This is a genomic window from Streptomyces sp. NBC_00454 (genome assembly GCF_041434015.1).
GTDB lineage: Bacteria > Actinomycetota > Actinomycetes > Streptomycetales > Streptomycetaceae > Streptomyces.
Window position 1 is genome coordinate 1,679,356 of record NZ_CP107907.1, and the last position, 24,423, is coordinate 1,703,778.

Below are 24,423 nucleotides of genomic sequence, written 5' to 3' on the forward strand. Positions count from 1 at the left end.
TTCACTCAGCCGTTGTCACGGGCCTTGTCCGCGTCACGGTGGTCCGCGTCACGGTGGTCCGCGTCACGGTCGTCGGCGTCGCGGTGGTCGGCATCGTCCTCGTCGTCCTCGTCCAGGACCACGATCTCGTCGGTGACGTCGACATCGGCGTCGCCGTCGCCGTCGGCGCTGCCCTCGTACTCGTCGTCGTCCTCGTCGTAGTACTCGGCCTGGTCGGAAGCGCGCTCCGCGGCCGCGACCTCGGGGTCGTCGTCCTCGTCGTCGTCGTCGAAGTCGTCCTCGACGCCGGCGCCGTCCTGGACCTCGTCCTCGTCCTCGTCACCGGCGGCCGCGTCGACGAACTCGACGCCGTCCAGCTCGGCGAGCCGGTCGGAGGCGTCCGTGGCCCCGTCCTTGTCCGCCTCGAGGGTCTTGGCGAACCACTCGCGCGCCTCGTCCTCGCGGCCGGCCGCCAGCAGGGCGTCGGCGTAGGCGTACCGCAGACGCGCGGTCCACGGCTGCACGGAGCTGGAGGCCAGCTCCGGGCTCTGGAGGGTCACGATGGCAGCGTCGAGCTGACCCTGGTCCCGCCGGGCACCGGCAGCGACCAGACGCATCTCGACCTGGCCGGCCTTGTCCAGCTTCTGCACCTCGGGCTCACCGGCCATCGCCAGCGCCCGCTCCGGACGGCCGAGGCCGCGCTCGCAGTCGGCGATGACGGGCCACAGCTCGACGGAACCGGTCATGCGCTTGGCGGCACGGAACTCCGCGATCGCCTCGGCGTACTTCTGCGTGGCGTACGCGGCGAAGCCGGCGGCCTCGCGCACGGCGGCGACACGGGAGGCCAGACGCAGGGCGATGCGCGAGTACGCGTATGCCTGCTCCGGGTCCTCGTCGATCAGCCGGGCCACCATCACCAGGTTCTTGGAGACTTCCTCGGCCAGGCCCTTGGGCAGGCTCAGGAGCTCCTGACGGACATCGGAGTCGATCTCGAAACCGGTGACGTCGTCGTCGATCGGAAGCCGCTTGACCGGGTCGCGGTCCGCGCGGAAGTCACGGTCGCCGCGGTCGTCACGGCCACGGAACCCACCGCGGTCGCCGCCGCGGTCGTCACGGCGCGGGTACGACGGGCGGTCGCCGCCACGGTCGTCACGACCGCCGCGGAAGCCACCGCGGTCGTCATCACGACGGGGGTACGACGGACGGTCGCCACCACGGTCGTCACGACGCGGGTACGACGGACGGTCGCCACCACCGGTGGGACGGCCCCCACGGTCGTCATCGCGACGCGGGTAGCTCGGGCGGTCGCCGCCACGGCTGTCGTCGCGACCGCCGCGGAAGCCACCGCGGTCGTCATCACGGCGCGGGTACGAGGGACGGTCGCCACCGCGGTCGTCACGGCGCGGGTACGACGGGCGGTCGCCGCCACGGTCGTCACGACCGCCGCGGAAGCCACCGCGGTCGTCATCACGACGGGGGTACGACGGACGGTCGCCACCGCGGTCGTCACGACGCGGGAAGGACGGACGGTCGCCACCACCGGTGGGACGGCCCCCACGGTCGTCGTCACGGCGCGGGTAGCTGGGACGGTCGCCTCGGTCGTTGCCGCGGAAACCGCCACCGGTGGGACGGTCACCCCGGTCGTTGCCACGGAACGGCGGACGGTCGCCACCACGGTCGTCGCGACGCGGGAAGGACGGACGGTCGCCACCACGGCTGTCGTCACGACCGCCACGGAAGCCACCACGGTCGTCGTCACGACGCGGGAACGAGGGACGGTCGCCACCACGGTCGTCGCGACGCGGGAAGGAGGGACGGTCGCCACGGTCGTTGCCGCGGAAGCCACCACCGGTGGGACGGTCACCCCGGTCGTTGCCACGGAACGGCGGACGGTCGCCACCGCGGTCGTCGCGACGGGGGAAGGACGGGCGGTCGCCACGGTCGTTGCCGCGGAAGCCACCACCGGTGGGACGGTCACCCCGGTCGTTGCCACGGAACGGCGGACGGTCCCCACCACGGTCGTCACGACGCGGGAAGGAGGGACGGTCGCCACCACCGGTGGGACGGCCCCCACGGTCGTCATCACGACGCGGGTAGCTGGGACGGTCGCCACCACGGCTGTCGTCACGGCCGCCGCGGAAGCCACCGCGGTCGTCATCACGGCGCGGGTACGACGGACGGTCGCCACCACGGTCGTCGCGACGGGGGAAGGACGGGCGGTCGCCACGGTCGTTGCCGCGGAAGCCACCACCGGTGGGACGGTCACCCCGGTCGTTGCCACGGAACGGCGGACGGTCCCCACCACGGTCGTCACGACGCGGGAAGGAGGGACGGTCGCCACCACCGGTGGGACGGCCCCCACGGTCGTCATCACGACGCGGGTAGCTCGGGCGGTCGCCACCACGGCTGTCGTCACGGCGGAAGCCACCGCCGCCGCCACTGGCGCCGGCGGGACGGCCACCACGGTCGTCACGGCGGAAACCGCCGCCACCACCGGCTCCGGCGCCGGTCGGGCGGCCACCGCGGTCATCGCGACGGAAGGGCGGACGGTCGCCGCCACGGCTGTCGTCACGGCCCCCGCGGTAGCCGCCCCTGTCACCGCCGTCGTTGCGCCGAGGCTCGCGCTCCGGACGATCGTCGGGAGAGTTGGACATGGGTGTGACTCCTGTCGTCGGGGTACCGCTAGTCATTCTCGCGCAACCAACCCATGGCCGCGCTTCGGCGAAAAGCTCTGGAAAACAAAAAAGACCCCTGCTCCAGCGTTGAACGCTGGACCAGGGGTCCTTTGAAAAATTGTTCGGCGGTGTCCTACTCTCCCACAGGGTCCCCCCTGCAGTACCATCGGCGCTGAAAGGCTTAGCTTCCGGGTTCGGAATGTAACCGGGCGTTTCCCTAACGCTATGACCACCGAAACCCTAATCGGTTTCGAGCGAACAAGCACACTTTATAGTTATGTTCTAGCTCTAGAAACCAGCAACCGTTCGTTGCTTCAGAACTAACACAGTGGACGCGAGCAACTGAGGACAAGCCCTCGGCCTATTAGTACCAGTCAGCTCCACCCGTTACCGGGCTTCCACATCTGGCCTATCAACCCAGTCGTCTACTGGGAGCCTTACCCTCTCAAGGAGGTGGGAATACTCATCTTGAAGCAGGCTTCCCGCTTAGATGCTTTCAGCGGTTATCCCTCCCGAACGTAGCCAACCAGCCATGCCCTTGGCAGGACAACTGGCACACCAGAGGTTCGTCCGTCCCGGTCCTCTCGTACTAGGGACAGCCCTTCTCAATATTCCTACGCGCACAGCGGATAGGGACCGAACTGTCTCACGACGTTCTAAACCCAGCTCGCGTACCGCTTTAATGGGCGAACAGCCCAACCCTTGGGACCGACTCCAGCCCCAGGATGCGACGAGCCGACATCGAGGTGCCAAACCATCCCGTCGATATGGACTCTTGGGGAAGATCAGCCTGTTATCCCCGGGGTACCTTTTATCCGTTGAGCGACGGCGCTTCCACAAGCCACCGCCGGATCACTAGTCCCGACTTTCGTCCCTGCTCGACCCGTCGGTCTCACAGTCAAGCTCCCTTGTGCACTTACACTCAACACCTGATTGCCAACCAGGCTGAGGGAACCTTTGGGCGCCTCCGTTACTTTTTGGGAGGCAACCGCCCCAGTTAAACTACCCATCAGACACTGTCCCTGATCCGGATCACGGACCGAGGTTAGACATCCAGCACGACCAGAGTGGTATTTCAACGGCGACTCCACCATGACTGGCGTCACAGCTTCAAAGTCTCCCACCTATCCTACACAAGCCGAACCGAACACCAATATCAAACTATAGTAAAGGTCCCGGGGTCTTTCCGTCCTGCTGCGCGAAACGAGCATCTTTACTCGTAGTGCAATTTCACCGGGCCTATGGTTGAGACAGTCGAGAAGTCGTTACGCCATTCGTGCAGGTCGGAACTTACCCGACAAGGAATTTCGCTACCTTAGGATGGTTATAGTTACCACCGCCGTTTACTGGCGCTTAAGTTCTCAGCTTCGCCACACCGAAATGTGACTAACCGGTCCCCTTAACGTTCCAGCACCGGGCAGGCGTCAGTCCGTATACATCGCCTTACGGCTTCGCACGGACCTGTGTTTTTAGTAAACAGTCGCTTCTCGCTGGTCTCTGCGGCCACCCCCAGCTCACGGAGTAAATCCGATCACCAGTGATGGCCCCCCTTCTCCCGAAGTTACGGGGGCATTTTGCCGAGTTCCTTAACCATAGTTCACCCGAACGCCTCGGTATTCTCTACCTGACCACCTGAGTCGGTTTAGGGTACGGGCCGCCATGAAACTCGCTAGAGGCTTTTCTCGACAGCATAGGATCATCCACTTCACCACAATCGGCTCGGCATCAGGTCTCAGCCTTATATGAGGGACGGATTTGCCTACCCCTCGGCCTACACCCTTACCCCGGGACTACCACCGCCCGGGCTGGACTACCTTCCTGCGTCACCCCATCGCTTACCTACTACAAGTCTGGTTCGTCGGCTCCACCACTTTCCTTTCCCCGAAGGGTCCGGAACGGCTTCACGGACTTAGCATCGCCTGATTCGATATTGGGCGTTTCAAAGCGGGTACCGGAATATCAACCGGTTGTCCATCGACTACGCCTGTCGGCCTCGCCTTAGGTCCCGACTTACCCTGGGCAGATCAGCTTGACCCAGGAACCCTTAGTCAATCGGCGCACACGTTTCTCACGTGTGTATCGCTACTCATGCCTGCATTCTCACTCGTGAACCGTCCACAACTAGCTTCCGCTGCTGCTTCACCCGGCACACGACGCTCCCCTACCCATCACAGCGGGCGTTGGCCCTATTGCTGCAATGACACGACTTCGGCGGTACGCTTGAGCCCCGCTACATTGTCGGCGCGGAATCACTTGACCAGTGAGCTATTACGCACTCTTTCAAGGGTGGCTGCTTCTAAGCCAACCTCCTGGTTGTCTCTGCGACTCCACATCCTTTCCCACTTAGCGTACGCTTAGGGGCCTTAGTCGATGCTCTGGGCTGTTTCCCTCTCGACCATGGAGCTTATCCCCCACAGTCTCACTGCCACGCTCTCACTTACCGGCATTCGGAGTTTGGCTAAGGTCAGTAACCCGGTAGGGCCCATCGCCTATCCAGTGCTCTACCTCCGGCAAGAAACACGTGACGCTGCACCTAAATGCATTTCGGGGAGAACCAGCTATCACGGAGTTTGATTGGCCTTTCACCCCTAACCACAGGTCATCCCCCAGGTTTTCAACCCTGGTGGGTTCGGTCCTCCACGAAGTCTTACCTCCGCTTCAACCTGCCCATGGCTAGATCACTCCGCTTCGGGTCTAGAGCGTGCAACTCAATCGCCCTATTCGGACTCGCTTTCGCTACGGCTTCCCCACACGGGTTAACCTCGCTACACACCGCTAACTCGCAGGCTCATTCTTCAAAAGGCACGCAGTCACGACCGTTATTCCGAAGAATAACGGCGACGCTCCCACGGCTTGTAGGCACACGGTTTCAGGTACTATTTCACTCCGCTCCCGCGGTACTTTTCACCATTCCCTCACGGTACTATCCGCTATCGGTCACCAGGGAATATTTAGGCTTAGCGGGTGGTCCCGCCAGATTCACACGGGATTTCTCGGGCCCCGTGCTACTTGGGAGATTCTTAAGCAAGCCGCTGATGTTTCGTCTACGGGGGTCTTACCCTCTACGCCGGACCTTTCGCATGTCCTTCGACTACATCAACGGTTTCTGACTCGCCGACCGGCCGGCAGACCGATCAAAAGAATTCCCACAACCCCGCATGCGCAACCCCTGCCGGGTATCACACGCATACGGTTTGGCCTGATCCGGTTTCGCTCGCCACTACTCCCGGAATCACGGTTGTTTTCTCTTCCTGCGGGTACTGAGATGTTTCACTTCCCCGCGTTCCCTCCACACTGCCTATGTGTTCAGCAGTGGGTGACAGCCCATGACGACTGCCGGGTTTCCCCATTCGGACACCCCCGGATCAAAGCTCAGTTGGCAGCTCCCCGGGGCCTATCGCGGCCTCTCACGTCCTTCATCGGTTCCTGGTGCCAAGGCATCCACCGTGCGCCCTTAAAAACTTGGCCTACAGATGCTCGCGTCCACTGTGTAGTTCTCAAGCAACGACCAGCCACCCATCACCCCACCAGACAAGCAGGCGAGTTCACTGGGGCCGGCATCGCAGAAGGCATGACCTTACGGCCGTACCCTCAGATACCCAACAACGTGCCAAGCACGATCCCCGCCACACTCACTGTTTTCCACGCCGAAGCAGTACTCACAGAAGGTTTTGGAAACCGTGCCAACTAATCAACGTTCCACCCTGAGCTGACCGTGCAGAACGTTTGTCTGCAATCGGTACTGTGCTCCTTAGAAAGGAGGTGATCCAGCCGCACCTTCCGGTACGGCTACCTTGTTACGACTTCGTCCCAATCGCCAGTCCCACCTTCGACAGCTCCCTCCCTTACGGGTTGGGCCACCGGCTTCGGGTGTTACCGACTTTCGTGACGTGACGGGCGGTGTGTACAAGGCCCGGGAACGTATTCACCGCAGCAATGCTGATCTGCGATTACTAGCAACTCCGACTTCATGGGGTCGAGTTGCAGACCCCAATCCGAACTGAGACCGGCTTTTTGAGATTCGCTCCACCTCACGGTATCGCAGCTCATTGTACCGGCCATTGTAGCACGTGTGCAGCCCAAGACATAAGGGGCATGATGACTTGACGTCGTCCCCACCTTCCTCCGAGTTGACCCCGGCGGTCTCCTGTGAGTCCCCATCACCCCGAAGGGCATGCTGGCAACACAGGACAAGGGTTGCGCTCGTTGCGGGACTTAACCCAACATCTCACGACACGAGCTGACGACAGCCATGCACCACCTGTATACCGACCACAAGGGGGGCACTATCTCTAATGCTTTCCGGTATATGTCAAGCCTTGGTAAGGTTCTTCGCGTTGCGTCGAATTAAGCCACATGCTCCGCTGCTTGTGCGGGCCCCCGTCAATTCCTTTGAGTTTTAGCCTTGCGGCCGTACTCCCCAGGCGGGGAACTTAATGCGTTAGCTGCGGCACCGACGACGTGGAATGTCGCCAACACCTAGTTCCCAACGTTTACGGCGTGGACTACCAGGGTATCTAATCCTGTTCGCTCCCCACGCTTTCGCTCCTCAGCGTCAGTAATGGCCCAGAGATCCGCCTTCGCCACCGGTGTTCCTCCTGATATCTGCGCATTTCACCGCTACACCAGGAATTCCGATCTCCCCTACCACACTCTAGCTAGCCCGTATCGAATGCAGACCCGAGGTTAAGCCTCGGGCTTTCACATCCGACGTGACAAGCCGCCTACGAGCTCTTTACGCCCAATAATTCCGGACAACGCTTGCGCCCTACGTATTACCGCGGCTGCTGGCACGTAGTTAGCCGGCGCTTCTTCTGCAGGTACCGTCACTTTCGCTTCTTCCCTGCTGAAAGAGGTTTACAACCCGAAGGCCGTCATCCCTCACGCGGCGTCGCTGCATCAGGCTTTCGCCCATTGTGCAATATTCCCCACTGCTGCCTCCCGTAGGAGTCTGGGCCGTGTCTCAGTCCCAGTGTGGCCGGTCGCCCTCTCAGGCCGGCTACCCGTCGTCGCCTTGGTGGGCCATTACCCCACCAACAAGCTGATAGGCCGCGGGCTCATCCTTCACCGCCGGAGCTTTTAACCCCCGCCCATGCAGGCAGGAGTGTTATCCGGTATTAGACCCCGTTTCCAGGGCTTGTCCCAGAGTGAAGGGCAGATTGCCCACGTGTTACTCACCCGTTCGCCACTAATCCACCCCGAAGGGCTTCATCGTTCGACTTGCATGTGTTAAGCACGCCGCCAGCGTTCGTCCTGAGCCAGGATCAAACTCTCCATGAATGTTTACCCGTAATCGGGTGCACACGCACTTAGAGCGGGACAGTCATGTCGGAATAAGACCGACCGTCCACTGCGTCCTCGCTGTGTAATTGCCTGCAAGCATCACGGCAGAACCGCGACCTCACAGGTCTTTTTTCAAAGGAACCTCATCCACCGAGGTGGACGGGGTATCAACTTTTTGGCGTTGATTTTTGGCACGCTGTTGAGTTCTCAAGGAACGGACGCTTCCTTTGTACTCACCCTCTCGGGCTTTCCTCCGGGCGCTTCCTTCGTTTCCAACTCTACCAGATCATTTCCGTTGCCGTTTCCGACTTGGATTTGAATTCGGTGGCCGTTGGAGGGCCTGTGCCTTTCGGCGCTCCACCACATTAGCGCTTATCCCGTGTGGCTCATAATCGGCCACTCGCGATCGAATTCGGGCATGCCGAATAAGACCCCGTCAGGGGTAAGTCGTAGGTGTGGTTTGGTCGCTCTGGGGGTCTGCTGATAGCAGTGCCCCGTTCAAGCGGCTCGGGCTACGTTAGGCGTCCGCCCGGGCCGAGTCAAGTTGAGCGGCGGCGTGGCGCGTGGGCGCGGTACGGGCTCACCGTCGGGTCCTGGGTGATCCAGTAGCGGTAGGGGTGCGCCGCGCCGGCCCCGCCCACTCCGGTGCGCGGGCCGTTGCTGACCAGGTCGGGCGAGGTCGGGGTCCCCGTAAGGAGGGAGAGGGGGGAATCGGGGCCTCCGCAGAGGTCCGCGCCGTCCAGGGAGCGGTCCACGTCCAGGGCCGTGGCCAGGCGGGCCGGGCCTTTGGCCAGTTCCCGGTCGGTTCTGGCTGAAACCCGGCGTTTGCGGGCGAGCTCGGCGCCCACCGTGATCTCCCCCGCCCGGAGCAGGACCCCGCTCGCGTGGTCGGGCGGTCCGCACACCAGGTTGAGGCTGAACCACATGCCATAGATGAAGTAGACGTACGCGTGTCCGGGTGGACCGAACATCGACGCGTTGCGCGCCGTGCGGCCGCGGTAGGCGTGGGAGCCGGGGTCCGACTGCCCCTCGTACGCCTCCACCTCCGTGATGCGCAGTTCGATGGGGCCGTCCGGAGTACGGCGGACCAGGGTGCGGCCGAGGAGGTCCGGGGCGACGGTGAGGACCGGGCGGTCGAAGAAGGACCGGGCCAGGGGCGTACGGTCGGGGCGCGCGCTCATCCGGTCGAGCGTAGTGGAAGAGGCACACCTGCAACCGGGGCCTAAGGTTCCGCGTTTGTAGGGGTAATCGTCAGAGCCTTCAAGGGGAGTCAGAGCATGGGGTTCAAGAAGCTGTTCGCGAGCCTGGGAGCCGGCGGCGCTTCGGTCGACACGGTCATCACCGAGCCGAACGTGGTGCCGGGCGGAATCGTCCAGGGCGAGGTGCGGATCCAGGGCGGATCCGTGGAGCAGCAGATCGAGGGGCTGTCCGTCGGGCTCCAGGCGCGGGTGGAGGTGGAGGGCGGTGACCAGGAGTACAAGCAGGACATCGTCTTCACCAAGCAGCGCCTCGGCGGTGCCTTCCAGGTGCAGGCGGGCGCGGTGCACGTGGTGCCGTTCGGACTGGAGATCCCGTGGGAGACGCCGATCACCCACTTCGGGGGCCGTCACCTGCACGGGATGAACATCGGGGTCAGCACCGAGCTGGAGATCGCGCGCGCGGTGGACGCCGGTGACCTCGACCCGATCAGCGTGCACCCGGTGCCGGCGCAGCAGGCGATCCTCGACGCCTTCGTCCAGCTGGGCTTCTCCTTCCGCAGTGCGGACATGGAGCGCGGGCACATCCGGGGGACGCGCCAGACGCTGCCCTTCTACCAGGAGATCGAGTTCCTGCCGCCGTCGCAGTACCGGGGGCTGAACCAGGTCGAGCTGACCTTCGTCTCCGACGGCCGCGAGATGGACGTCGTCCTGGAGATGGACAAGAAGCCGGGCCTGTTCAGCGAGGGCAGCGACACCTACCGCTGCTTCCAGGTGGGGCTGCACTCCTACCAGGGGACCGACTGGGCGGCGTACCTGAACCAGTGGATCGCGTCCGTGGGTTCTCAGCGCAACTGGTTCTAGGAGCGTTCTAGGCTCGGGGTGGTACGCGTATCCGATTGTGGAGGTTCAGCAGTGGCCGAACAGAGCAGGGCACCCCTTCCGCACGCATTCCACCCCGAGGTGCACGCCTTCTCCGTGGTGAGTGCGGACGTCGAGCCCGGGGCCGATCTGGCGGATGCCCAGGTCCTCTCGGGTGGGAACGTCTCTCCGCAGCTGCGGTGGGAGGGGTTCCCGGAGGGGACCAAGAGCTTCGCCGTGACCTGCTTCGACCCGGACGCTCCGACGGGCAGCGGGTTCTGGCACTGGGTCCTCTTCGACCTGCCGGTCTCGGTGACCGAGCTGCCGGCCGGGGCGGGCAGCGGGAAGTTCGAGGGGCTGCCGGCCGGTGCCGTGCACGTACGGAACGACTACGGCACCAAGGACTTCGGCGGGGCGGCTCCGCCGGCCGGGGAGCGGCACCGGTACGTGTTCACCGTGTACGCGGTGGACTCGGAGAAGCTGGGTCCCGGTGCGGAGGTCTCGCCGGCGGTCGTCGGGTTCAATCTGCGCTTCCACACCCTGGGGCGGGCGCAGCTGATCGGTGAGTACGAAGCCCCCGCGGGCTGATCATTCCGCTTCTCGTTCTCCGAGCGTTTGCCCGGTCCTGGTCTAAAGACGGCCAGGGCCGGGCATTTTTATTGCGTTGTCCCGCGTGGCGCGCGCGACCAGAGTGGTCGCGGGCCTTGCCGCCATGGTGGTCGCGGGCCTGCACACGGGAGGTGGGCGAGATGCGGGACACGCTGGTGCTGAATGCGAGCTTCGAGCCGCTGTCGACGGTGACCCTGAACCGGGCCGTGGTCCTGGTTCTCCAGGACAAGGCCGTGGTCGAACAGTCGCACCCCGAGCTGCGTGTGCGCGCGGCCACCATGGATCTTCCGATGCCCCGGGTGATCAGGCTCTGCAGGTACGTCCGGGTGCCCTTCCGAAGACATGCTCCCTGGTCACGGAGGGGGGTGTTGGTCCGGGACCAACACCGGTGCGCGTACTGCGGGAAGCGCGCGACGACCGTGGACCACGTACTTCCGCGTGCCCAGGGCGGTGGGGACACCTGGCTGAACACGGTGGCCTCGTGTGCCGAGGACAACCACCGCAAGGCGGCGCGGACTCCGGAGGAGGCGGGGATGCCACTCCTCCGGAAGCCGTTCGTGCCCTCGCCCGCGGACGCGATGCTGCTCGCGCTGGGGGTGGGCGGGCGCGATCCCCTGCCGGAGTGGCTGGGGCGTTCCGCGTAGGGCCTCTTGGGCCTGCGGGGGACGGCGTAGGACCGCTTCGTCCTGATGCGTAGACGGCTGTGCTGGGCGGCGTACCCGAGGTACGTCGCTCAGCGGAGCAGCAGTTGGACGATCGCGATGATCCCGACGGTCACGATGACCGCGCGCAGGACGGTGGGCGACAGCCTGCGGCCGACCTTGGCGCCGATCTGGCCGCCGAGGGTGGAGCCGACGGCGATGAGCAGGACGGCCGTCCAGTCGAACTCGGCGACGAAGAGGAAGAAGACGGCCGCGATGCCGTTCACCATCGCCGCGACGACGTTCTTCACCGCGTTGATCCGCTGGAGGTCCTCGCGGAGCAGCAGCCCCATCAGCCCGAGGTAGAGCACGCCCTGGGCGGCGCCGAAGTAGCCCCCGTACGCGCTGGAGAGCAGCATTCCGGTGAGCAGGGCCGGTCCGCCGTCGGGGTGGCCCGCATCGCCTCCGGCGGCCTCCTGGCGCCCCCGCAGGGCGGCGGCGAGCCGGGGCTGGAAGATGACGAGGACGAGGGCCAGGCCGATGAGGACGGGCACGATCGTGTCGAAGGAGTCCGACGGCAGGGTGAGGAGCAGGACGGCGCCCGCGAGTCCGCCGACGAGCGAGACGGCTCCGAGCCGCAGGATGCGGGCCCGCTGGCCCTGGAGCTCCTTGCGGTAGCCGAGGGCTCCGCTGAGCGAACCGGGCACGAGGCCCAGGGTGTTGGAGACGTTCGCGGTGACCGGCGGCAGGCCGGTGGCCAGCAGCACCGGGAAGGTGATCAGGGTGCCGGAGCCGACGATGGTGTTGATGGTGCCGGCGCCGACCCCCGCGGCGAAGACTGCGAGGGATTCCCAGAGAGACATCGAGAAGGCGAACAAGGCCGTCCCCTTTGCATGAGTGAGTCGCCTCCCCGCCATGAAGGTCGAGGGGCCTCACTGATCATGCCGGAGGGGACGGGCGGTTCAGTCGATGGGGGGCTGTTCGCGGCGCTCCGCGGCGGCCTTGTCGGCGGCCTTGTCGGCGGCGTCGCCGTCCTTGCCCACGTTGCCCGGGTTGAAGCCCGAAGCGGCGCCCATCGGACCGAAGTTGCCCATCGCGCCGGAGAGTCCCTTGAGGGCGTCGCCGATCTCGCTGGGGACGATCCAGAGCTTGTTCGCGTCGCCCTCGGCGAGCTTCGGGAGCATCTGGAGGTACTGGTAGGCGAGCAGCTTCTGGTCGGCGTCCCCGGCGTGGATGGACTCGAAGACCGTACGGATGGCCTGCGCCTCGCCCTCGGCGCGCAGGGCGGCGGCCTTGGCGTCACCCTCGGCGCGCAGAATGGAGGACTGCTTCTCACCCTCGGCGCGCAGGATCTCGGACTGGCGGACACCCTCGGCCTGGAGGATCGCGGCGCGCTTGTCGCGGTCGGCGCGCATCTGCTTCTCCATCGAGTCCTGGATGGAGGTCGGCGGCTCGATGGCCTTGAGTTCCACGCGGTTGACGCGGATGCCCCACTTGCCGGTGGCCTCGTCGAGGACTCCGCGCAGGGCCGCGTTGATCTCCTCGCGGGAGGTCAGGGTCCGCTCCAGGTCCATGCCGCCGATGATGTTGCGCAGCGTGGTGACGGTGAGCTGCTCGATGGCCTGGATGTAGCTGGCCACCTCGTACGTCGCGGCGCGGGCGTCGGTCACCTGGTAGTAGATGACCGTGTCGATGTTGACGACCAGGTTGTCCTGGGTGATGACGGGCTGCGGCGGGAAAGGGACGACCTGTTCGCGGAGGTCGATCCGGTTGCGGATCGAGTCGATGAACGGGACGACGATGTTCAGGCCCGCGTTGAGGGTGCGGGTGTAGCGGCCGAACCGTTCGACGATGGCGGCGCTGGCCTGCGGGATCACCTGGATCGTCTTGACCAGTGCGATGAAGACCAGAACCACCAGAATGATCAGAACGATGATGATCGGTTGCATGCGGTTCCCCGTGCCCTTCCGGCTGTCTGTGCTGCCCCGTTGAGCGGAGTCTCGCAGACCTCGGGGCCGCGAGTCGGCTGCTTGTCACATGACGATCGCGGTCGCCCCGTCGATCTCCACCACGTCGACGGACTGGCCCGGTTCGAAACTGCTGTCCGCGTCCAGGGCCCTGGCGGACCAGATCTCCCCGGCGAGCTTGATCCGGCCGGCTCCGCTGCCGTCGACCCGTTCCAGGACCACGGCGCTGCGGCCCTTCAAGGCGTCGATCCCGCTGCGGTGCTGGGGCTTCTGGTTGCGGCTCCGGTTGGCGATCGGGCGGACCACCGCGAGGAGGGCGACCGACACGATCACGAAGACCAGTACCTGGGCGACCACGCCCCCGCCGAGGGCCGCCGTGACGGCCGCCGCCACGGCGCCGGCCGCGAACATGCCGAATTCGGGCATCGCGGTCAGGACGAGGGGAATGCCCAGTCCGACCGCGCCGATGAGCCACCACACCCACGCGTCGATGTCCACATGGTCATGGTAGGTCGGGTGGGCGCGGTCAGGACAGGGTGCGGGAGCCCCGGAGGGGGTCTAGCGCAGGGGCAGGCCCTGGGCGGTCCAGCGGTCGTTGCCATTGCGCTCGACGACGAGCGGCAGCCCGAAGCAGAGCGAGAGGTTGCGCGAGGTCAGTTCCAGGTCGATGGGACCGGCGGTGACCACCTTGCCCTGGCGGATCATCAGCACGTGCGTGAAGCCGGGGGCGATCTCCTCGACGTGGTGCGTGACCATGATCATGGACGGTGCCATGGGGTCGCGGGCCAGCCGGCCGAGGCGGCGTACCAGGTCCTCGCGGCCGCCGAGGTCCAGACCGGCCGCGGGCTCGTCGAGGAGGAGCAGCTCGGGGTCGGTCATCAGGGCGCGGGCGATCAGGGTGCGCTTGCGCTCGCCCTCGGAGAGGGTGCCGAACTTCCGGTCCAGGAATTCCGTCATGCCGAGGCGGTCGAGGAACGCGCGGGCGCGCTGCTCGTCGATGTCCTCGTACTCCTCCTGCCAGGTGGCCGTCATTCCGTACGCGGCGGTGAGGACGGTCTCCAGGACGGTCTGCCGCTTCGGAAGCTTGTCGGCCATCGCGATCCCGGCCATGCCGATGCGGGGGCGCAGCTCGAAGACGTCCACCTTGCCCAGGGTGCTGCCGAGGATGGAGGCGGAGCCCTTGGTGGGGAAGAGGTAGCTGGAGGCGAGGTTCAGCAGGGTGGTCTTCCCGGCGCCGTTGGGGCCGAGGATCACCCAGCGCTCCCCCTCCTTGACCGACCAGGAGACCTGGTCCACCAGCGCCCGGCCCTCGCGGACCACGGATACGTCCACCAGCTCCAGAACATCGCTCATGAGCGTGTTGTCTCCCCTTGCAGTCTCGGTTCGTCTGTGCACCGGAAGGCGCAGCCCCAGGGGAAAACCTACGCCACTCGCGGAGGGGTCCGGGCGCCAGGCCGGGTCCTAGTGACCCGTCAGTGCTCATCCGTAAAGTAGGGGGATGCTTTTCGAACCACGTTCAGGGCGGCTCGCCGCCTGGGGGAACGCTCTGCTGGCCGGTCTGGTCTCGCCCGACGAGGCCGTTTTGTCGATCGTGGGCGAGGACGCCGTGCACCGCGTGGAGGGGCTTCCGGGGGAATCCGGCCCGGTGGGACTGACCCTCGCGCTGGGCCGGCTGCGGGCCTTGGGGGTGACCGGGCTGCGGGTCGCCCTGCCGGCTCCGGGGCATCCGCTGGGGCTGAGCGGGCCGCCGGAGTTCAACGCGAGGGCGCTGGACGCCGAGGAGGCGGTCCTCGCGGTGGGCGCGGCGGTCGGGCTGGTGCCGGAGGTGTACGAGGTCGGGCCGAAGGGGGACGTGCACACCACGGTGACCTGGCACTGCCTGCCGGTGCGGGAGGCTCCGCCGGCGGACGTGCCTTCGCTCGGCGAGGCGGAGCGGGAGCTGGCGGAGGCGCTGCGCGAGGCCACGGTGGTGCTGACCCGGCTGGACGTGGCGGGGTCCGGGCCGGTGGCCCAGGCGGCGCTGTCCGCGTACCGGGCCCGGGCCGAGGCCTCGGCCCGGGACGTACTGGCCCCCGGGTATCCGCCGCGGGCGGTACGGGTGCTGTCGCTGGCACAGCGGGTGGACCTGATGGTGTCGCTGGCGTACGAGCGGGGACACGGGGCGGCGGTGGCAGCCTCCGAGATGGCCGCGCGGGCGGAGGCCTTGCGGCCCGTGGAGCGGGTGGCCCGGCGGGCGCTGGTCGCGGCGTACAACTCGGCCGTGGAGGAGCGGGAGCGGGGCCGGGACTGACCCCCGGCTGTCCGTGCCCTGCGGCCGGGCCGGGCGGGGTGACCGGGGCGGGTCCGGCTGCGCCGGGCCTCCTGGGGCTCCGCCCCAGACCCCGCGCCTCAAACGCCGGCGAGGCTGGATTCGGCTGCGCCGGGTCTCGGACACCGGCCGGCACCAACGAGGCTGGATTTGGCTGCGCCGGGATGCGCAACGGCCCCGCTTCCCGGGGAGAGGTGGGGAAACGGGGCCGCGGTGCGGGGAGGGGTCGGGTCAGTTGTTGACGCCCGTGTTGCCCCACGCGCCGTTCAGCAGGCCGATCACGTTGACCGAGTTGCCCACGGCGTTGACCGGGATGTGGACGGGGAGCTGGAGCTGGTTCCCCGCGGCCACGCCGGGCGAGTTCAGGGCCTCGCCCTCCGCCGACGCACCGCCGTGCGCCGAGGAGACACCCGCGCCGGCGGCGAGGAGGCCGCCCGCGATCATGGTGACGGCAGCGGCCTTCTTGATGTTCTTCACGTTCTGGTCCTCCGTACGTCTGCCGCGGCCAGCCGCCGCGGCACGTCATGAAGAACGGTCATCCGACGAACGGGATGCGCCATGTGGGCGACATACACCCGACCGTATGAATCACTCGGTGAGTCCGTGTCTGACCGCCCAGAGCGCCGCCTGGGTGCGGTCGGTGACGTCCAGCTTCATCAGGATGTTCGAAACGTGCGTCTTGACCGTCTTCTCCGAGAGGACCAGCGAGCGGGCGATCTCCCGGTTCGAGCGCCCGTCCGCAATGTGCCGGAGCACCTCGCGCTCGCGGTCGGTCAGGGAGCCCCCGCGGCCGGGGGACGGCGGGTGGCCCTCCTCGGAGAGCAGGGTCTCCGCGACCTCCGGCTGGAGGAGGACGTGGCCGGCGTGGACCGAGCGGATGGCGGCGGCGAGGGCGTCGGGGTCGATGTCCTTGTAGACGTATCCGGCGGCGCCCGCGCGCAGGGCGGGGACCACCGTGCGCTGCTCGGTGAAGCTGGTGACGATGAGCACGCGGGCCGGGTTCGCCAGCGCGCGCAGCCTCCGTAGGGCCTCGATGCCGTCGGTGCCCGGCATCTTGATGTCCATCAGGATGACGTCGGGGCGCAGCTCCTCCGCGCGGGCGATGCCCTCTTCTCCGTCGGAGGCCTCGCCGACCACCTCGATGTCCTCCTGGACCTCCAGGAAGGTGCGCAGTCCGCGGCGGACCACCTGGTGGTCGTCGACGAGCAGCACCCTTGTGCCGCTGCCGACGGTGCGGCTGCTCCGGCCGGAAGCGTCAGCCACCGGGGACCTCCAGTTCGATCGTGGTGCCCGTACCGGGCTCCGAGTGGACGGTGAGCCGGCCGCCGACGCCGGCCGCGCGGTCCCGCATGGAGACCAGGCCGAGGTGCCGGCCGGCCCGGCGGACCGTGGGAGGGGAGAAGCCGGACCCGTCGTCCATGACCTTCAGGACGGCTCCCCCGGCCTCCCGGCGGGTGAGGGTGACGGCGATCCGCTCGCCGTCCGAGTGGCGCAGGGCGTTGTGGAGGGCCTCCTGGGCCACCCGCAGGACGGCTTCCTCCTGGGCCGCGGGAAGGGCCCGTACGCCGTCGCACGCGAAGGTGACGTGTGCGGCGTGCGCGCGGTCCAGGACCCGGACCTGGTTGCGCAGGGTGGCGGTGAGGCCGTCCTCGTCGAGGGCGGCGGGGCGGAGCTCGGTGACGGCGGCGCGCAGTTCGTCGGCGGCTTCCGCCGCGAGGGCGGCGACCTGGTGCAGCTCCTCCTTGGCCCGGGCCGGGTCCCGGTCCACGAGGGCGGCGGCGGCCTGGGCGGTCAGGCGCAGCGAGAAGAGCTTCTGGCTGACCGCGTCGTGCAGCTCGTGGGCGAGGCGGGAGCGCTCCTCGGCGATGGTCAGCTCGCGGCTGCGCTCGTAGAGGCGGGCGTTGGTGAGGGCGATCGCCGCGTGCTGGGCGAGGAGGGAGAGGAGTTCCTCGTCCTCGTCGGTGAATCCGCCGGTGGATCCGCCGGCGGATCCGCGCCCGCCGTCGGTGCCGGCGCCCGTGCCGGTGCGCTTGTTCGCGAGGAAGAGGGCTCCGAGGGTCTCCTCGCCGTCGCGGATGGGCAGCCCGAGGAAGTCGGACATGTCGGGGTGGGCGGCGGGCCAGCCCTCGAAGCGCGGGTCCTCGCGTACGTCGGCCAGCCGCTCGGGGCCGTCCTGGTGGAGCATCGCGGCCAGGATGCCGTGCTGGCGGGGCAGCGGGCCGATCGCCCGCCACTGCTCCTCGCTGATGCCGTCCACCACGAACTGGGCGAAGCCGCCGTGGTCGTCCGGGACGCCGAGGGCGGCGTACTCGGCGTCGAGGAGCTCGCGGGCCGAGGCGACGATCGTGCGCAGGACGTCGCGCACTTCGAGGCGGCGGCTCATGGCGAGCAGGGCGGTGCTCACGGCGGCCAGGCCGCTGCGGGGGCCGCGGGGTGCGCAGGGGCCGCCGTGCGGGGGGCTACCGGTCATGGCCTCACCGTACTCGCGGCGCCGGCCCGCGGGATCGGGCGCGGGTCCTAGGGCTGGGCCTAGGACTGGGCCTGGGGCTCGGCCCAAGGCCGGGCGGGTGCCGGGGTGGGCCGGGCGGGTGCCGGGTGCGGGCGCTACGGAAAGAGGGGCTGCATATAACGGACATTGCGCCATGCCGTTCGGCCCGGGGTCGCCCGCCGCCGGAGCCCGGGGCGGCGGCCGCGGGAGCGGTCGTACGGCCTGAGGAGGTGTGCGCGGGGGTCCTTCTCTGCCTTTGGCAGGAGTTCCGGGCGGTTCGCCTGCTACTCAAGGATGAGACCGGTCACGCAATGAATTGCTGTCGCAACGTTCGGTGAGATTGTTACGCGGCCGATGTGAGCCCGGGCATAGGACGCAGATCACTTACGAAGCTCCCTAGTGGACGGATAAGGATGCTGTCAGCACTGCCGCGCCTAGCGCCGAGCCGTCAAATGCGGGCTGATCGCCTGCCCGTGATCCACTAAGCAGCATCGTACGTCACACCTTTGCCAGGCGTTTTTGCCACCGCTAAGAATTGCCCTCGTCGCACAGCACCGCTGGTCTTCGGATCTCCCGGCGCCTTCCTGCGGCTCCCGCTATTCGAAGAGGTTGCTACGCATGTCCGAGACCAACACTCCCGGCCACAGTCGTCGTCTGACGAAGGCCAACAAGCTTTCGCTCGCCGGTGTAGCCACCCTGGGCGCCGCCGCCCTCGCCTTCTCCCTCGTCCCGGCCGGTGCCGGCGCCGATGAGACCTCGACCGTCGTGGCCACGGCCCCGGTCGCCTGGTCCAAGGTCGTCGACAGCGCGCAGACGCAGGCCATGCAGCAGCACCTCACCGTCCAGCAGGTCTTCGCCGACAAGCAGGCCAAGGTCGCGCAGGACGCCGCCAAGGCCAAGGCCGAGGCGGACGCGAAGAAGGACCGTGACGCGAAGGAGGCCGCCAGCCGGTCGGCCGCCCGCACCCCGGTCTTCGCGAACAACCTGGACGGCTGGATCAAGGAAGCCCTCTTCATCATGAAGAAGGAGGGCATCCCGGGCACGTACGCCGGCATCCACAAGAACATCATGCGCGAGTCGAGCGGCAACCCCCGCGCGATCAACAACTGGGACATCAACGCCCAGAACGGCATCCCCTCGAAGGGCCTGCTCCAGGTCATTCAGCCGACCTTCGCCGCCTACCACGTCAAGGGCACGAAGTTCGACCTGTACGACCCCGTCGCGAACATCGTCGCCGCGTGCAACTACGCCGCCGACCGCTACGGCTCGATGGACAACGTCAACAGCGCCTACTAGGCCGCTGGCGACCTCCCACACCCCCCATGCGCCTCAGGGCGGCCCCGGTGTTCCGGTGCCGCCCTGAGGCGTTCGTGCGTGCCGTACGGCCGTCCGAGGGGCTACTTGCGCATGACCTCGGGCTCGTGGCGGCGCAGCAGGCGCGCGACCGCGAAGCCGCAGGCGACGCCCAGCAGGATCAGGACGATGATGTCGAAGCTCCACTGGCCGACCGTGGCGTCCCAGAGCGGGTCGGTGTTCTCCGGGTGGTCGCGGTCCCACGGCGGCATGAGCTGCACGAGGTGCAGCGTCGTACCGGCCGCGGCGACGGCCCAGCGGGACGGCATCAGCCAGGCGACCTGCTCCAGGCCCGGGGAGTCGTAGACCTGGAAGAGGATGCCGGTGAAGACGACCTGGACGATCGCGAACATGACCAGCAGCGGCATCGTCTTCTCGGAGGTCTTCACCAGCGAGGAGATGACCAGGCCGAACATCATCGAGGTGAAGCCGAGCGCGGTGATCGACAGGCAGATCTCGACGGCCGGGGGCATGAGCAGGCCCTCGGTCGGCATCTTGCGGGGGAAGAAGCCGATCCCGCAGATGATCACGCCCTGGATGGCCGTGATGAAGCCGAGGACGATCACCTTCGACATCAGGTACGCCGACCGGGACAGGCCGGTCGCGCGTTCCCGCTCGTAGATCACCCGTTCCTTGATCAGCTCACGGACCGAGTTGGCGGCGCCCGAGAAGCACATGCCGACCGCGAGGATCAGCGTGATCGTGCCGGCGGCGCTGTTGAAGCCGGCCGGGTTGGGCGCGAGGCCGAACTTCGCCGGGATGACCGTGGAGACCACGCCCAGGACCGCCGGGAGGATCAGCATCAGGCCGATGAAGCCCTTGTCGGACGCGATGACCGACAGGTAGCGGCGGATCAGCGTCCAGAGCTGGGAGCCCCAGCCCTGCGGCTTGGGCGGCCGGGTCTGCTGCACGGCGGGCTGCACCGACTGCGGGGCGACCGCGTCGATGTCGGCCGCGTACAGCTGGTAGTGCTGGGAGCCCTTCCAACGGCCGGCCCAGTCGTAGTCGCGGTAGCTCTCGAAGGCGGAGAACACATCGGCCCAGGTGGTGTAGCCGAAGAAGTTCAGCGCCTCGTCCGGCGGGCCGAAGTAGGCCACCGAACCGCCCGGGGCCATGACCAGCAGCTTGTCGCAGATGGCCAGCTCGGCGACCGAGTGGGTGACGACGAGGACCGTACGGCCGTCGTCGGCCAGCCCGCGCAGCAGCTGCATGACATCGCGGTCCATGCCCGGGTCGAGGCCGGAGGTCGGCTCGTCCAGGAAGATCAGCGACGGCTTGGTGAGCAGCTCCAGGGCCACGGACACGCGCTTGCGCTGACCACCCGAGAGCGCGGTGATCTTCTTGTCCTTGTGGATGTCGAGCTTGAGCTCGCGCAGCACCTCGTCGATGCGGGCCGCGCGCTCGGACTCGGTGGTGTCCGCCGGGAAGCGGAGCTTGGCCGCGTACTTCAGGGCGGTGCGGACCCGCAGCTCCTTGTGCAGGATGTCGTCCTGCGGGACCAGGCCGATGCGCTGGCGGAGCTCCGCGAACTGCTTGTACAGGTTGCGGTTGTCGTAGAGGACGTCGCCCTCGTTGGCCGGGCGGTAGCCGGTCAGCGCCTTGAGCAGCGTCGACTTTCCGGAGCCGGAGGGGCCGATGACCCCGATCAGCGACTTCTCCGGGACGCCGAAGGTGACGTCCTTGAGGATCTGCTTGCCGCCGTCGACCGTGACCGTGAGGTGGCGGGCCGAGAAGGAGACGTCGCCGGTGTCGACGAACTCCTCGAGCCGGTCCCCGACGATGCGGAAGGTCGAGTGACCGACGCCGACGATGTCGTTCGGGCCGAGCAGCGCGGTACCCGACTTCGCCACCGGCTGACCATTGACGTAGGTGCCGTTGTGGCTGCCGAGGTCGCGGATCTCGAAGCGGCCGCCCGGCATCGAGCGGAACTCCGCGTGGTGGCGCGAGACCTGGAGGTCGGAGACCACCAGCTCGTTCTCCAGCGCACGGCCGATCCGGATGACGTGTCCCAGCGCGAGCTGGTGGAACGTCGTCGGGCTGCGGTGGTCCCCGTAGCCCGGGGTGCCGCCGCCCTGCTGCTGCGGGAACGGCGGGGTCTGCTGCTGGGCCTGCTGCGGCTGCTGCTGTTCCCAGGCCTGCGGGGCCTGGGGCTGCTGCGGCGGCGCGTACGCCGGCACCTGCGCCTGCGCCTGCTGCGGCACGGCCTGCTGCGGCACGGGCGCGGCCGCGCCCGCGACGGGATTCAGCCGCGGGCCGTCGGTGGCGTTGCCCAGGTGCACCGGCGTACCGGGCACGAGCTCGGCCTGCTGGACCCTCGCCCCGTGCACATAGGTGCCGTTGGTGCTCCCGTGGTCCTCGATCCCCCAACCCTGGCCGTTCCAGGCGATGGTGGCGTGCCGCCACGACACCCGGGCATCATCGATCACCACGTCTCCCTGGGGATCGCGCCCCAGCGAGTACGACCTGGACGGATCGAGCGTCCAGGTCCTTCCATTCAATTCCAGTACGAGTTCCGGCACTCCAGCCCCACTTAAGTCCCCCGAGAATCCCCCATGACGTCAGGGAGTCTAGGGATGGCGAACATCCGGGGGAACTATTTCAGGCGCACGGCCACAAGGGGAATCCGGGCCACGTCGTGGCGCCCGGGAGGGCCTGCGGAGGGGGGCGAAAGCAGCCCGGAGCGTCTGATTCAGGACTTCCCGACCACCCCCGCGCTCCTCGCGCGGCGTCCCGGAGGGGTACGGGCTCCGGTCGGCCGCGGCCGGTGCGCTCGGCCGGTCCGCAGCCGCTCCGCGGCCGGTCCGCGGCCGTCCGGAGCGAAACGGTTCCGGCAGGTGGGACGGGAGTCCTCGTGCGCAGGCCGGGGAGATACGGTGAAGCCACCATGAGCGCTTCGCAGACCTCCGACGTCCCCACCCTCCTCGTCAAGATCTTCGGCAAGGACCGTCCCGGGATCACCGCCGGGCTGTTCGACACCCTCGCCGCCTACTCCGTCGACGTGGTCGACATCGAGCAGGTGGTCACCCGAGGCCGCATCGTCCTGTGCGCCCTCGTCACCCATCCCACCGACAGCTCCGAAGGCGAGCTGCGGGCCACCGTCCACAGCTGGGCCGATTCGCTCAAGCTGCAGGCCGAGATCCTCTCCGGCACCGGTGACAACCGGCCGCGCGGCAGTGGCCGTTCGCACGTCACCGTGCTCGGGCACCCGCTCACCGCCGAGTCCACGGCCGCGATCGCCGCGCGGATCACCTCCACCGGCGGCAACATCGACCGCATCTTCCGGCTCGCGAAGTATCCGGTGACGGCCGTGGAGTTCGCCGTCTCGGGCACCGAGACCGAGCCGCTGCGCACCGCCCTGGCCACCGCCGCCGCGCAGATCGGCGTGGACGTGGCCGTGGTCTCGGCCGGGCTGCACCGGCGGGCCCAGCGCCTCGTCGTCATGGACGTGGACTCCACGCTGATCCAGGACGAGGTCATCGAGCTCTTCGCCGCGCACGCCGGCTGCGAGGCCGAGGTCGCCGAGGTGACCGAGCGGGCCATGCGCGGCGAGCTGGACTTCGAGCAGTCCCTGCACGCCCGGGTCGCGCTGCTGGCGGGGCTGGACGTCTCCGTCGTGGACAAGGTCCGCTCCGAGGTGCGCCTCACACCCGGCGCCCGGACCCTGATCCGCACCCTCAAGCGGCTCGGCTACCAGGTGGGCGTGGTCTCCGGCGGGTTCACCCAGGTGACGGACGATCTGCGGGAGAAGCTCGGGCTGGACTTCGCCTCCGCGAACACTCTGGAGATCGTGGACGGCAAGCTGACCGGCAAGGTCGTCGGCGAGATCGTGGACCGGGCCGGCAAGGCCCGTCTGCTGCGCCGGTTCGCCGCGGAGGCCGGCGTACCGCTGGCCCAGACGGTGGCCATCGGCGACGGCGCCAACGACCTGGACATGCTCAACGCCGCCGGGCTGGGCGTGGCCTTCTGCGCCAAGCCGGTGGTCCGCCAGGCCGCGGACACCGCGGTGAACGTGCCGTTCCTGGACGCCGTGCTGTACCTGCTGGGGATCACCCGGGAAGAGGTCGAGGCCGCCGACCTGGCGTGAGCGGTGGCTGTCGTACGACGGAGCGGGCCCCGGCACGGATAAGTGCCGGGGCCCGCTCCGTCGTGGGTGTCCGGGCGCGGAAGCCGCTCAGGCGTGCGGGGTCCAGAAGTCGAGCAGGGTGCCGACGCCGTGTTCCACGGACTTCCACGAGCCGGTGAAGGAGACCACGGCGATCGCGGAGGTCGGGAAGCCGGAGCGGTTCATCCGGGCCAGTACGTCGCCCTCCGCGGTCCCGGCCAGGGCGTCGGCGAGGGCGTGCATACCGGGGTTGTGGCCGATGACCAGCAGGTTGTCGACCTCGTCGGAGGTCTCGTTGAGCAGGGCGATGAGCTCGCCGAGCGAGGCCTCGTAGAGCCGTTCCTCGTACGAGGTCTTCGGCCGGTGCGGCAGCTCCTGGACGGCGAGCTTCCAGGTCTCGCGGGTCCGGGCCGCGCTGGAGCAGAGGGCCAGGTCGAAGGTGATACCGGTCTGGGCCAGCTTCTGGCCGGCCGCCGGGGCGTCGTGACGGCCGCGCTCCGCCAGGGGGCGGTCGTGGTCTGTGCCGTCCGACCATTCGGCCTTGGCGTGCCGGAGGAGGACGATCCTGCGGGGTGTGTCGGCGCTCATGGCTCCCAGCTTCGCATGAATCGAGCCAGGGGGCGCAGGGTGCTCCGGGGCTCACCCAGGGGGGTCAGGAGCGCCGGGGCGCACGGGCGTCCGCCCGGTCTCCCGGGACCTGGTGCGCCGTCAGCCGACGGCGCGCAGCAGCTGGTGGGTGACCTGAACGAGCGCCGAGCCGCCGGAGTCGGCGTGGGCCTGGCCGGATCCGGCGAGGAGTATGAACAGGAGGGCGAAGGCGAGGGCGGGCAGGGCGAGCGTCCACCAGTGCAGGCGGGCGTTGGCCCCGACGGCTCGGGGGGCGGGCGTGTGCGTGGGGGCCGACATGGCCGCCTCCGTGGGTGCGCGTGGGACGGGCTCGCTCTTGTTCTTCGAATCTAAG

General features: G+C 67.8%; 18 protein-coding genes, 3 rRNA genes and 1 pseudogene. 6 read left to right on the forward strand and 16 right to left on the reverse strand.

Translation table 11 applies throughout. The annotated features are described in order from the left end of the window. Nucleotides 1-5: 5 nt before the first annotated feature. The 6 genes and pseudogenes from OHU74_RS07800 to OHU74_RS07825 form a co-directional block, all read right to left on the reverse strand. A complete protein-coding gene (locus tag OHU74_RS07800) occupies nt 6-941 on the reverse strand; it encodes a tetratricopeptide repeat protein (RefSeq protein ID WP_371619607.1) in 936 nt (311 codons plus the stop codon). A 537-nt stretch (nt 942-1,478) separates the two neighbouring features. Then, nucleotides 1,479-2,669, reverse strand: a pseudogene (locus OHU74_RS07805) (hypothetical protein); the annotation flags it as partial. A 105-nt stretch (nt 2,670-2,774) separates the two neighbouring features. After that, nucleotides 2,775-2,891 (reverse strand): 5S ribosomal RNA (gene rrf / locus OHU74_RS07810). 107 nt (nt 2,892-2,998) lie between these two features. Then, nucleotides 2,999-6,122: ribosomal RNA gene (locus tag OHU74_RS07815) — 23S ribosomal RNA — on the reverse strand. 287 nt (nt 6,123-6,409) lie between these two features. Further along, a 16S ribosomal RNA gene (locus OHU74_RS07820) occupies nt 6,410-7,934 on the reverse strand. The 16S, 23S and 5S rRNA genes sit together here, the layout of an rRNA operon. Before the next feature lie 542 nt (nt 7,935-8,476). Further along, nucleotides 8,477-9,118: a DNA-3-methyladenine glycosylase gene (locus tag OHU74_RS07825; protein WP_371615212.1), complete on the reverse strand. Its 642-nt coding sequence runs from the start codon at nt 9,116-9,118 to the stop codon at nt 8,477-8,479. Between the two features lie 96 nt (nt 9,119-9,214). Here OHU74_RS07825 and OHU74_RS07830 point away from each other — a divergent pair, with 96 nt between their 5' ends. The 3 genes from OHU74_RS07830 (at nt 9,215) to OHU74_RS07840 (ending at nt 11,247) form a co-directional block, all read left to right on the forward strand. After that, nucleotides 9,215-9,997, forward strand: coding sequence for a sporulation protein (locus OHU74_RS07830; RefSeq protein WP_330295688.1), 783 nt, complete (start codon nt 9,215-9,217; stop codon nt 9,995-9,997). Between the two features lie 51 nt (nt 9,998-10,048). Beyond that, nucleotides 10,049-10,582: a YbhB/YbcL family Raf kinase inhibitor-like protein gene (locus tag OHU74_RS07835; protein WP_371615213.1), complete on the forward strand. Its 534-nt coding sequence runs from the start codon at nt 10,049-10,051 to the stop codon at nt 10,580-10,582. A 161-nt stretch (nt 10,583-10,743) separates the two neighbouring features. Next, nucleotides 10,744-11,247: an HNH endonuclease gene (locus OHU74_RS07840; RefSeq protein ID WP_371615214.1), complete on the forward strand. Its 504-nt coding sequence runs from the start codon at nt 10,744-10,746 to the stop codon at nt 11,245-11,247. An 89-nt stretch (nt 11,248-11,336) separates the two neighbouring features. Here the strand turns inward: OHU74_RS07840 and OHU74_RS07845 are convergent, their stop codons facing one another. The 4 genes from OHU74_RS07845 to OHU74_RS07860 all read right to left on the reverse strand — a co-directional run bounded on the left by OHU74_RS07845 (nt 11,337) and on the right by OHU74_RS07860 (nt 14,564). Beyond that, nucleotides 11,337-12,107, reverse strand: a complete 771-nt coding sequence (locus tag OHU74_RS07845; protein ID WP_371619608.1) for a sulfite exporter TauE/SafE family protein — start codon at nt 12,105-12,107, stop codon at nt 11,337-11,339. Nucleotides 12,108-12,206: 99 nt separating this feature from the next. Further along, nucleotides 12,207-13,193, reverse strand: a complete 987-nt coding sequence (locus OHU74_RS07850; RefSeq protein WP_371615215.1) for an SPFH domain-containing protein — start codon at nt 13,191-13,193, stop codon at nt 12,207-12,209. 84 nt (nt 13,194-13,277) lie between these two features. Next, entirely contained in the window at nt 13,278-13,709 is a 432-nt protein-coding gene (locus tag OHU74_RS07855) for an NfeD family protein (RefSeq protein ID WP_330295692.1), read from the reverse strand. A 60-nt stretch (nt 13,710-13,769) separates the two neighbouring features. Continuing rightward, a complete protein-coding gene (locus OHU74_RS07860; protein ID WP_330295693.1) occupies nt 13,770-14,564 on the reverse strand; it encodes an ABC transporter ATP-binding protein in 795 nt (264 codons plus the stop codon). A 145-nt stretch (nt 14,565-14,709) separates the two neighbouring features. Here OHU74_RS07860 and OHU74_RS07865 point away from each other — a divergent pair, with 145 nt between their 5' ends. Next, nucleotides 14,710-15,501, forward strand: coding sequence for a hypothetical protein (locus tag OHU74_RS07865; RefSeq protein ID WP_371615216.1), 792 nt, complete (start codon nt 14,710-14,712; stop codon nt 15,499-15,501). A gap of 249 nt (nt 15,502-15,750) precedes the next feature. Here OHU74_RS07865 and OHU74_RS07870 read toward each other — a convergent pair whose 3' ends face one another. The 3 genes from OHU74_RS07870 to OHU74_RS07880 all read right to left on the reverse strand — a co-directional run bounded on the left by OHU74_RS07870 (nt 15,751) and on the right by OHU74_RS07880 (nt 17,989). Further along, nucleotides 15,751-15,996, reverse strand: a complete 246-nt coding sequence (locus tag OHU74_RS07870; protein WP_330295695.1) for a chaplin — start codon at nt 15,994-15,996, stop codon at nt 15,751-15,753. A 111-nt stretch (nt 15,997-16,107) separates the two neighbouring features. Beyond that, complete coding sequence (locus OHU74_RS07875; RefSeq protein ID WP_371615217.1) at nt 16,108-16,782, reverse strand: response regulator; 675 nt, start codon at nt 16,780-16,782, stop codon at nt 16,108-16,110. After that, nucleotides 16,775-17,989, reverse strand: coding sequence for a GAF domain-containing sensor histidine kinase (locus OHU74_RS07880; protein ID WP_371615218.1), 1,215 nt, complete (start codon nt 17,987-17,989; stop codon nt 16,775-16,777). Before OHU74_RS07880 ends, OHU74_RS07875 begins: the two co-directional genes overlap by 8 nt. Nucleotides 17,990-18,625: 636 nt before the next feature. On the opposite strand from OHU74_RS07880, the gene OHU74_RS07885 reads away from it, so the two are divergent. Then, nucleotides 18,626-19,303 (forward strand): transglycosylase SLT domain-containing protein, encoded by a 678-nt coding sequence (locus OHU74_RS07885; protein ID WP_371615219.1) that lies wholly within the window; start codon nt 18,626-18,628, stop codon nt 19,301-19,303. A 101-nt stretch (nt 19,304-19,404) separates the two neighbouring features. Here OHU74_RS07885 and OHU74_RS07890 read toward each other — a convergent pair whose 3' ends face one another. Beyond that, complete coding sequence (locus OHU74_RS07890) at nt 19,405-21,879, reverse strand: FHA domain-containing protein (protein ID WP_371615220.1); 2,475 nt, start codon at nt 21,877-21,879, stop codon at nt 19,405-19,407. A gap of 365 nt (nt 21,880-22,244) precedes the next feature. Between OHU74_RS07890 and serB the strand changes: the two genes are divergently transcribed. Further along, the gene (gene serB / locus OHU74_RS07895; RefSeq protein WP_371615221.1) at nt 22,245-23,444 is read left to right on the forward strand and encodes a phosphoserine phosphatase SerB; all 1,200 of its coding nucleotides are present in this window, start codon (nt 22,245-22,247) and stop codon (nt 23,442-23,444) included. Nucleotides 23,445-23,531: 87 nt separating this feature from the next. Here the strand turns inward: serB and OHU74_RS07900 are convergent, their stop codons facing one another. Beyond that, the gene (locus OHU74_RS07900) at nt 23,532-24,050 is read right to left on the reverse strand and encodes a histidine phosphatase family protein (RefSeq protein ID WP_371615222.1); all 519 of its coding nucleotides are present in this window, start codon (nt 24,048-24,050) and stop codon (nt 23,532-23,534) included. 120 nt (nt 24,051-24,170) lie between these two features. Next, on the reverse strand, nt 24,171-24,368 hold the full coding sequence (locus OHU74_RS07905; RefSeq protein ID WP_371615223.1) for a hypothetical protein: 198 nt from the start codon (nt 24,366-24,368) through the stop codon (nt 24,171-24,173). Nucleotides 24,369-24,423 lie beyond the last annotated feature (55 nt).

Excerpts from the sequence above, each read along its gene's own strand:
- OHU74_RS07830 (WP_330295688.1), top strand. The coding sequence starts at position 9,215 with ATGGGGTTCAAGAAGCTGTTCGCGAGCCTGGGAGCCGGCGGCGCTTCG.
- OHU74_RS07880 (WP_371615218.1), bottom strand. The coding sequence starts at position 17,989 with ATGACCGGTAGCCCCCCGCACGGCGGCCCCTGCGCACCCCGCGGCCCC.
- OHU74_RS07850 (WP_371615215.1), bottom strand. The coding sequence starts at position 13,193 with ATGCAACCGATCATCATCGTTCTGATCATTCTGGTGGTTCTGGTCTTC.
- OHU74_RS07825 (WP_371615212.1), bottom strand. The coding sequence starts at position 9,118 with ATGAGCGCGCGCCCCGACCGTACGCCCCTGGCCCGGTCCTTCTTCGAC.
- serB (WP_371615221.1), top strand. The coding sequence starts at position 22,245 with ATGAGCGCTTCGCAGACCTCCGACGTCCCCACCCTCCTCGTCAAGATC.
- OHU74_RS07840 (WP_371615214.1), top strand. The coding sequence starts at position 10,744 with ATGCGGGACACGCTGGTGCTGAATGCGAGCTTCGAGCCGCTGTCGACG.
- OHU74_RS07865 (WP_371615216.1), top strand. The coding sequence starts at position 14,710 with ATGCTTTTCGAACCACGTTCAGGGCGGCTCGCCGCCTGGGGGAACGCT.
- OHU74_RS07900 (WP_371615222.1), bottom strand. The coding sequence starts at position 24,050 with ATGAGCGCCGACACACCCCGCAGGATCGTCCTCCTCCGGCACGCCAAG.
- OHU74_RS07845 (WP_371619608.1), bottom strand. The coding sequence starts at position 12,107 with ATGTCTCTCTGGGAATCCCTCGCAGTCTTCGCCGCGGGGGTCGGCGCC.
- OHU74_RS07885 (WP_371615219.1), top strand. The coding sequence starts at position 18,626 with ATGTCCGAGACCAACACTCCCGGCCACAGTCGTCGTCTGACGAAGGCC.
- OHU74_RS07905 (WP_371615223.1), bottom strand. The coding sequence starts at position 24,368 with ATGTCGGCCCCCACGCACACGCCCGCCCCCCGAGCCGTCGGGGCCAAC.
- OHU74_RS07860 (WP_330295693.1), bottom strand. The coding sequence starts at position 14,564 with ATGAGCGATGTTCTGGAGCTGGTGGACGTATCCGTGGTCCGCGAGGGC.